Annotated in this window: 9 protein-coding genes and 3 pseudogenes; 10 read left to right on the top strand and 2 right to left on the bottom strand. The window is 38.2% G+C overall.

Annotated features, from left to right (window positions below; translation table 11 throughout):
* Positions 1-78 precede the first annotated feature (78 nt).
* From PR699_RS19335 to PR699_RS19305, 7 genes and pseudogenes are all read left to right on the top strand, one after another.
* Entirely contained in the window at positions 79-459 is a 381-nt protein-coding gene (locus tag PR699_RS19335) for a hypothetical protein (protein ID WP_014657049.1), read from the top strand.
* Positions 456-1,397, top strand: a complete 942-nt coding sequence (locus PR699_RS19330; RefSeq protein WP_014657048.1) for a hypothetical protein — start codon at positions 456-458, stop codon at positions 1,395-1,397. The genes PR699_RS19335 and PR699_RS19330 overlap by 4 nt, the downstream gene beginning before the upstream one ends.
* A 48-nt stretch (positions 1,398-1,445) precedes the next feature.
* A complete protein-coding gene (locus tag PR699_RS19325; protein WP_014657047.1) occupies positions 1,446-1,634 on the top strand; it encodes a hypothetical protein in 189 nt (62 codons plus the stop codon).
* 36 nt (positions 1,635-1,670) lie between these two features.
* The gene (locus tag PR699_RS19320) at positions 1,671-2,072 is read left to right on the top strand and encodes a hypothetical protein (RefSeq protein ID WP_004925079.1); all 402 of its coding nucleotides are present in this window, start codon (positions 1,671-1,673) and stop codon (positions 2,070-2,072) included.
* 35 nt (positions 2,073-2,107) lie between these two features.
* Positions 2,108-2,376: pseudogene (locus PR699_RS19315) on the top strand (PAAR domain-containing protein).
* A gap of 115 nt (positions 2,377-2,491) precedes the next feature.
* Positions 2,492-2,860, top strand: coding sequence for a hypothetical protein (locus PR699_RS19310; RefSeq protein ID WP_041705197.1), 369 nt, complete (start codon positions 2,492-2,494; stop codon positions 2,858-2,860).
* Positions 2,861-3,802: a hypothetical protein gene (locus tag PR699_RS19305; RefSeq protein ID WP_014657648.1), complete on the top strand. Its 942-nt coding sequence runs from the start codon at positions 2,861-2,863 to the stop codon at positions 3,800-3,802.
* An 84-nt stretch (positions 3,803-3,886) separates the two neighbouring features.
* Here the strand turns inward: PR699_RS19305 and PR699_RS19725 are convergent, their stop codons facing one another.
* Positions 3,887-4,048, bottom strand: a complete 162-nt coding sequence (locus PR699_RS19725; RefSeq protein ID WP_080574256.1) for an RHS repeat-associated core domain-containing protein — start codon at positions 4,046-4,048, stop codon at positions 3,887-3,889.
* Between the two features lie 79 nt (positions 4,049-4,127).
* Positions 4,128-4,762, bottom strand: a pseudogene (locus PR699_RS19300) (transposase); the annotation flags it as partial.
* Between the two features lie 43 nt (positions 4,763-4,805).
* On the opposite strand from PR699_RS19300, the pseudogene PR699_RS19295 reads away from it, so the two are divergent.
* The 3 genes and pseudogenes from PR699_RS19295 to PR699_RS19285 all read left to right on the top strand — a co-directional run.
* Positions 4,806-5,069 (top strand): annotated as a pseudogene (locus PR699_RS19295) (transposase); the annotation flags it as partial.
* 118 nt (positions 5,070-5,187) lie between these two features.
* A complete protein-coding gene (locus PR699_RS19290; RefSeq protein WP_040132422.1) occupies positions 5,188-6,441 on the top strand; it encodes a hypothetical protein in 1,254 nt (417 codons plus the stop codon).
* On the top strand, positions 6,441-7,751 hold the full coding sequence (locus PR699_RS19285) for a hypothetical protein (RefSeq protein ID WP_014657651.1): 1,311 nt from the start codon (positions 6,441-6,443) through the stop codon (positions 7,749-7,751). Before PR699_RS19290 ends, PR699_RS19285 begins: the two co-directional genes overlap by 1 nt.
* Positions 7,752-8,004: the final 253 nt, after the last annotated feature.

Genomic DNA, 8,004 nt, shown 5'->3' with positions numbered 1-8,004 from the left:
GGGTTGTTGTAATCAATGGGGTTAAAACAATAAAGAATGAGTGAATACAGTTGTTAGTCAGTATGTTAGCTTTAAATAATGAATGATTATAAAGATGATTTCATTTGCAAAATTGAGTCACCGTCACCTGAGTGGGTTACGTTTGAAATCAAAACGACGATGAAGGATAAGTTTGGGGCTAATACAACACCAAAAGGAAGTGGAGCAAGCGAAGCTCAAAAAGATTACTTGAAAAATATAAGAGATCATTCAAAAGAATCAACAGAGTCAATGAGATTTGGAAGGAATGATTTTAATTTAAATAAAGAACAGTTTGACTTATTAAATAGTATTTCTAAGGGAATGAGTAAAAATAACATTGTTGGTTACAAATTAACGGTGGTAGTTGATGATAAATTTAATGTTGGTGGAAACAATAAATATCTATTTTTTTACTATCTAGAGGGTTTAGACAAATGAGTAGAGTTGATAGAGTACTAAAATATATAGGAAAGAAAATAAAAAATGCAAAGGCTGATCTATCTAAAGTAAATGACAGCATAGATGATGATTTTGCAAAAAGTATTAAGGAATCTATAGGCCTAGATAAAGAAGAAAGATATATTGACTATATATCAACATTAGATTTTGATACGCCTTCAATTGCATTTATTTATTTGTTGGAAGTTTATAGAAATAAAAAAGAATCTCTTTACTCTCTTGAAAAGTTCTTTTTTCATAAAAACTTAGTTTTAATTTTAGACTATCATGATGTTTATAAAAGGCATAAATCTTTTTATAGTCTCTCAGAGCAAGGTGAAGTTTTATTAATGGATTTTGCTTGTGATGATTTTAGAGTAGGGCATCTTTGCTACGATAAAATCATTGAAAGTATCCAATCAGGTAAAATGGCAAAATCTCTCCCAATGTATACCCGACCGCAGAAGTTAGGTGTACTAGCTATCGAAATGCTGGCGAGTGAAAAAAATCAAACAATAGATTGGGAAAGTGCGGGGATCCCTATTGATCCATTTTATCAACGTTTCTGCCAAGAAGCATTGTATAATGAAAATGACGATGTTGTCGCTCAATGGCTTATCACGCTATGTGATAAACATATAGAGTGGTCGGCACTTTTTTCGGACAATGACAATGAACAAAGCTCAACGGGTTATGAGATATCAATGAATATTTTAATTCCTTGGCCGTTTGAATACCAAGCCGTAAAAAATTTCAGAGCTAAACACGGTTTAACAACGCCTATTATTGATCATCCGCTATTAAAAACCCCGATGGCAATAGAGCACCGTCCAGGTATGGTAGGATGGAAGCAAAATATGCCCGCTATTTATCACCAAATGATTGATGACCTCATTACGATTAATCCAGAGCTTCAAGTGATTCACAAGTTATTTTAATTACGATTAATAGGCGGAGATTTACCGCCTGTTAATATAGATAATGTCATGAACATGAAGCTGACGGCAGAAAGAAAACAAATTATTTGTGATAATAAGCTGCAAGCTTTTTATCTTGATGCAGTTCACTACTTTGAAGAAGAACATCGCGTAGCATTAGATCACCATGAAATTAAGCGAGAGGCCTTGTTTAATCAATTAAAGAAAAATTATGTGTATTTTGAATCTATTGGTTGAGCAAGCCAATATTTGTGTGTTACGCAGACAACATTCATGCTCTATTGTGGGAAATTTTACGCACAGTCACCGTTATTTCAAACGGTACAAGAGCATCTTGAGCAAGTAGTTTTGTTCAAAGACTCAAAAAGTAAAGCATGGTTAGAAGGTATGATTGAACATTATCAAACTCTCGATTTATCACACAACGTCAGTGAAATCATCGATTATGCCAAAAAATGCTATCTGGTTATCGGTAATGAACCCTCGATACTAAAATCAGAAATTGAATTGTTTCTATTAAAGGATATGAATAAACAATTTACTGATAACTATAAAGAAAAAGAGTTATTCTTAAAGCAAGTACTGGAAAATATCAATACAGTGCAGATACGTAAAGAGAACATTGTCTTTCTCTGTCTCGTTGCACAATATTTAGACGGGTTAAACTGTTTTTGAACCATGTAGATAGACTCATTAAAATAGAGTCAATAATGCGTAGCACAGTTAATGGTCGTAAAATTATTTTAAAAAATGATACCACCAACACAGGTGGTACAGTGCTTACGGGGTCTTCCCTTGCCAAACAAATCCAAGGATTCGCTTGTGTGAGTGAATCAGTTTATTGCCCTTCGAGCAAAAAACTGGTGCTATCGTCGAGGGCGACGGTTTAATGAAAATCAACGGAATTCCTGTCGCACTTGAAGGTCACAAAGTGGCTTGTGGCTGTTCTGGTGGAGGGGGGCTTGTCGCAGTGGATTAAGCAAGCAGTAAAAAAAGTATCTTGAGCGGGGTGTTTTAATCATAGGGGTTAAAACAATAAAGAATGAGTGAATACAGTTGTTAGTCAGTATGTTAGCTTTAAATAAAGAATGATTATGAAGATGATTTCATTTGCAAAATTGAGTCACCGTCACCTGAGTGGGGTCTCGTTTGAAATCAAAACGACGATGAAGGATAAGTTTGGGTCAAATGCAACACTAAAAAGTGGTGAGCCAAGTGAATCTCAAAAAGATTATATTGGAAATATAAGTAAGCATACTGGTCTAGTAAATATATCTTTTGTTCAAGGACATAATGATTATAATTTAAGTAGAGCTCAAAGGAAAATGTTAGTTGAAATTAAAAAAGATATCAGTAAGAGTAATATTACAGGTTTTAAATTAACGGTTGCTATTGATGATAAATTGAATGTGTCAAGCAATAATAAATACGATTCTTTCTATATAATTGAGGCGTTTAAATAAATGACCAGAGCAAATGATGTAATTAAATATGTAGAAAAAAGAGTCAATCAAACAACTAGGGATGTTAATGATATTGAAGATCTTATAAATGAAGATTTTATTGAAAGCATTGAAGATGTAATGCATGATAATAATGAGAATAAATATATTGATTATATGTCTATTTTGGACTTTAATGCATCATCAATTGCAATGATATATATGTTTCAGTTGTATAAAAAAGTTAATAAAGTTTTCTACACATTTGAACGTTTTTTTTATCATAAGAATTTAAACTATATATTGGGTTATTATGATAACTATAAAAGACACAAATGCTTTTTTAACCTTGCTGAGCAAGGCGAAATTTTATTAATGGATTTCGCTTGTGACGATTTTAGAGTTGGACATCTTTGCTACGATAAAATCATTGAAAGTATTCAATCGGGTAAAATGGCAGAATCACTCCCGATGTACACTCGACCACAGAAGTTAGGTGTACTAGCTATCGAAATACTTGCTAGTGAGAAAAATCAAACTATAGATTGGGAAAGCGCGGGGATCCCTATTGATCCGTTTTATCAACGCTTTTGCCAAGAAGCACTTTATCATGAAAATCATGATGTTGTCGCTGAATGGCTTATTACTTTATGTGATAAACATGTGGAGTGGTCAGCTCTATTCGGTATCAACACTGATGAACAAAGTTCAACAGGCTATGAAATAGACATGGAAATTTTATTAGCGTGGCCGTTTGAATACCAAGCCGTAAAAAATTTCCGTGCACGACACGGGTTAACAACGCCTATTATTGATCATACGCTATTAAGAACCCCCATGGCTATAGAGCACCGTCCAGATATGGTGGGGTGGAAACAAACGATGCCTGCTATTTATAATCAAATAATTGATGATATCATTACAATTAACCCAGAATTGAAAGTTATTCATACACTATTTTAACCTCGATAAATAGACAGGGATTCGCTTTTTTCTGTCATCCCTTATATATCTAATTTGTTTAATCCAATGAGTTGTCAATTCAGATTAAAGGGTCCGGTGCATACTGGTACAATTCAGTCCACTTACCAGCACTATCGAGTCTCGTTGGATAAAACGACCTAAATCTGGGGCGTAGTAGTGGTACGTGTTATAGTGTAATCCTACCTCTTTGTTGAAATAAGAAGCGGATGTTGGAGCAGGTTTCACATTTTATCGTCAATATGTTAAATGCTTGTCTGGGGGAATATCGGGCAGAGAAGATACCCATGTTATCAAGCAACAAAACTAGTTCCCATTGAATATTCGGTATTTTTCAATTGCTAGTGGCCTTTTCTCACGTACGCAGAGCGCTTTTTTAACTCGACATTTTAGATTGAGTCCTAAACGGCCATAAACGCGTTTATGATTAAAGGGATAGCCTTCAAATCGCAAACGGTAATCGTATTTCCAAAATCCAGATTGTGGTGACTGGGTTAAAACGGATTGTATATCCTCGATCACCGCTCGATTTTTTTCACATCAATCTCACTGCCGACGATAAAACGTTGCCCCGGACAACAAAGTCATCTGACAAGCCTTACTGACTGATAAACCTGCCTCTTTTATTGATTGAACGCAGGACGTCTTCCCCGTTAGTTACTACCAACCTTTTTTGCAAAAAGCGCTTTAATCGCATGGTTTTCAAGGCTGACTTAAGCGTTGAGTTTTTTTCAAGCTCTTTTAATGGTTTAACATCATTGGATTACATACCACTGTACTTTGATTTCCAATTGCCGCCAGTGGCACACTGATACCACGTTGCCGATAAAGATCATCGACTTTCATTCCAGAATCAACGAGTTTTAAAATATTGACGATTCGCCTTTCAGTAAAACCGGCTTTTTTATAACGACCTCTGCAATTTTGGGCAGAAAATCTCATTATAGCTGTTTCATTTTAATGGGAGAGGATAAAGATTAATGGCCAAGCTTTACAAGATTCGATTAAAAATCTTAAGGCTCACTATATAATACCTAGAAAAGGAAATAGCAATTAAGGTAATATAGCTATTGATTGGTGTTTATATCAATGCCGTTATTTCGTTGAAAATACCTTTCTGAGTATTAAGAAACACTGAGCAGTTGCTATTTGGTATGGTAAATTATCAAAAAATGATGAAAGTGTCGTTGTTTTGACGTTTTCAATTATGTGGCTCACTATGTGGAGCAATATAAAATATATACAATAAAGGTCAGCATGCCCGAGTGTTTTTATAATTTTTAATCTTCAAAATATAAATATTAACTAATATTTCAATCAGAATCGTTACTGGGTAGTATGATTACTTATGGATGGTGCTGTTGCCTATGAAAAATGTCTGCTTTTTTGATTTGCCGTTTGTGCGCCACGATAAGCACGCCGAACCAGAAACGAATTACCGCCGGATCCTAGCCGGAGATAAGGTATTCTGGATGTATGCTAAGCAATTTGAAGATATCTCTGTTGCGGAAAAATTAACAGAGGGCGAGCGTGTGTATATCGGTGCACATCCGCTGGCTGATGGGACATTCTGGTTGCACTGGTTAGTCGCTCCAGACCACGGAACACTGCAACCCGTGACTAAAGGTACCGATAAAGCCCGTAATGCCCTGAAAACACTGATAGGAACGCTACTGATGGGGGCGTTTGGCTATGTTTTTTTTAATTTATCATTTGGTATTATCATATTTCTGCTCATGTTGATCGCATTTATTATCGGTGCTTGGTTTTTTTGCTCCGGTGTTCAAGGATTGCTGGTCAGTAGTAGTAAACGAACACACCGTTTGCAAGAGGGACTTCGGCGTGTACAGGCTGGAGATTTATCACTCTTTCACACTCAAAACGATCTGCAGACAACAATAGCCGCACAGCAAAAAAATATACAGGCAGTGGTAAAAACAGCAAAACCCCAGACGCCGGATAATATGATCCATGCAGATCAGGTCATTCTGAGCACATTACAAGGGGAAATTCGTTCACTCAGTGTGACCACAGGATTTACTGGTACAGGTAAATCGCGGCGCGATTATAGAGATTATCAGTTTCTCTGTGAGGGCGTGCTATTCACTTTCCGCTGTTATTACAATACATTCAGTGAAGATGTAAATCCGATATTTTACCGACATCCGGATTTTTTTCTGACCGAAGGTGACCCCATGACGCTTATCCTTAACGGTGAGAACGGTCAGATCGTCGGCCTGTGTAACGAACGGGACGGACAGGCATATCTCAAATACAGCGGCATAATGATGCCCAACCGTCAAATGAAACGGGCGTACAAAGCCATTGGTCTCATCTGTCTGGTGTTACCGTTGTTGATGCTGTTTTTTTCGTTCCATGACTGGTGGCAAGCGGGTGTGATGCCTGACAAATGGGACTGGTTGAAAGCCGGGGATATGTTTCTTGATTGCAGTTTTCTCAGTATGTCGATATTTTTCCTGATTATGCTGTTAACTGAGCTGTCCAACGGCTTTATCGAAAAATACACGGTCACCTCCGCACGGATAGAGAAAGTGCGACAGTATCTGGTGTCATTCCGAAGTAGCTTGAATAAGGCTCCGTATATTCAGGAGGTGACCTGATGTTTACTGATCGTCGCATCCGAGTTGCTTTATTGGCCGTCGGGCTGATTATTTGCATAACTTTTATGTACATACGTGATTTCGCTGGATTTGCCGGAGAATGGGAACGTACTCGTCCTTATCAGCCGGAAAAAAACGCGATTATCATGAAATCTTTGCTTATCAGTAGCGTTGAACAGGGTGTTTTGATCACTGGCCTAAGCGATGCGATTGATATTAAAGTGAATCATATTGAGCGCAGTAATTTCCTGTATCATTACAACAAAGTGCTTCGTGATGATCCCGTTAATGACAACGCTGTGCCGCTGCTTAATCTGCAAATTAATCCGGACAAAGCGGTGATCAACAAGCACATTGCAAAACAGATTGGCAAAGGGAGTGGCCGAGAAATTGAATCCTACAGGCCACGGTTGCCGCTAACTCAGATTATGACGGAGCAGGAGGGGGAGCTGCGCGTCCGGGCCCGTTTTATCGGCAACGTACTGAGTCAGCAGTGTAATAATCAAGGGCGCTGCCTGATCGTATTTAAGAATGATATCACCCCAGGAAGACCAGCATTTTATTCAAATGACGGTGGTCTGCATTGGCAGTGGCTACAACAATGGGCATCGCCAGAAACGCGGGCGGAAGAGAATGTCCTAGCGATTACTGGGGCGGGTCATTTCGTGATGGCGCAGAATGAGCGATTGTATCAGACAATGGATTTTGGACAGACTTGGAAAAAACTCGCCGACCTGAACCGCTCTGGGCGGGGACGTGCCGATCTCGGTAGTTATCAGCATTACAATATACAGGATCCCAGCTGGCTCGCCACCTCACAACGGGCAATCTTCTGGAAGCAGGAAAGCGACACCAGCTCACTGACTTGTATTAACCTCCAGACGGGACGCCAGGAAGCGTATCTGTCGCTGCCGGGGCGAGTTAGTAAACCGACCGTGACACCGGAAGGAGAGGTTTATTTTGTTCTCAAAACCGAGCCACGTATGCGGTACAGCATCAACCGGCTGGATTGCAGCAACGGCAATTACACGCCAGTACTGGAAACCGGTACAGACTCGATTTCTGATCTGTATGCAGGGAAAGATAATAGTCTGATATTCACTTTTCGGTTTAACGACCCTGAGCATATCCGGGTATCACACAACGGCGGAAAAAACTGGAAGCGGATGCAGAAATTCCCGAGAAGCTATCAGGAAAATGTATTATTTGATGGTGTCCGTAATCGTCTATTCTATTTTCCGGTAGAATCCTACTATGCACCGGACCTCGGTAATCGCGATGGATTGGTGTATGAAATATCGCCGATCTGATAATGTGGAAAGCAACAATATAATGAGATGTTAAATAGAGATTGTAAGTAATAAAAACAAATATTAATTCTAATTTGTTTTTTTAATTGAGGAATAATATATTGTGATTTACCTGTTTTGGTTTAAGAGGTTAATATTAATAAAACAGGTAATTTCACTAAATAAATTACACGTTAACTCTATTTTACTGGAAAATTAAAAGCTGTTAAACCTGCATCTTCTATTAACTTGATGGGTGACATGCCCACGGAGG

Origin of the sequence: Providencia sp. PROV268 (genome assembly GCF_028477805.1) — a bacterium.
GTDB classification, from domain to species: Bacteria; Pseudomonadota; Gammaproteobacteria; order Enterobacterales; family Enterobacteriaceae; genus Providencia; species Providencia stuartii.
The sequence above is the reverse complement of the archived record's forward strand: the minus strand, read 5'-3'. Positions and strand labels throughout refer to the sequence as shown.

Excerpts from the sequence above, each read along its gene's own strand:
- PR699_RS19335 (WP_014657049.1), top strand. The coding sequence starts at position 79 with ATGAATGATTATAAAGATGATTTCATTTGCAAAATTGAGTCACCGTCA.
- PR699_RS19330 (WP_014657048.1), top strand. The coding sequence starts at position 456 with ATGAGTAGAGTTGATAGAGTACTAAAATATATAGGAAAGAAAATAAAA.
- PR699_RS19325 (WP_014657047.1), top strand. The coding sequence starts at position 1,446 with ATGAACATGAAGCTGACGGCAGAAAGAAAACAAATTATTTGTGATAAT.
- PR699_RS19320 (WP_004925079.1), top strand. The coding sequence starts at position 1,671 with ATGCTCTATTGTGGGAAATTTTACGCACAGTCACCGTTATTTCAAACG.
- PR699_RS19310 (WP_041705197.1), top strand. The coding sequence starts at position 2,492 with ATGAAGATGATTTCATTTGCAAAATTGAGTCACCGTCACCTGAGTGGG.
- PR699_RS19305 (WP_014657648.1), top strand. The coding sequence starts at position 2,861 with ATGACCAGAGCAAATGATGTAATTAAATATGTAGAAAAAAGAGTCAAT.
- PR699_RS19290 (WP_040132422.1), top strand. The coding sequence starts at position 5,188 with ATGAAAAATGTCTGCTTTTTTGATTTGCCGTTTGTGCGCCACGATAAG.
- PR699_RS19285 (WP_014657651.1), top strand. The coding sequence starts at position 6,441 with ATGTTTACTGATCGTCGCATCCGAGTTGCTTTATTGGCCGTCGGGCTG.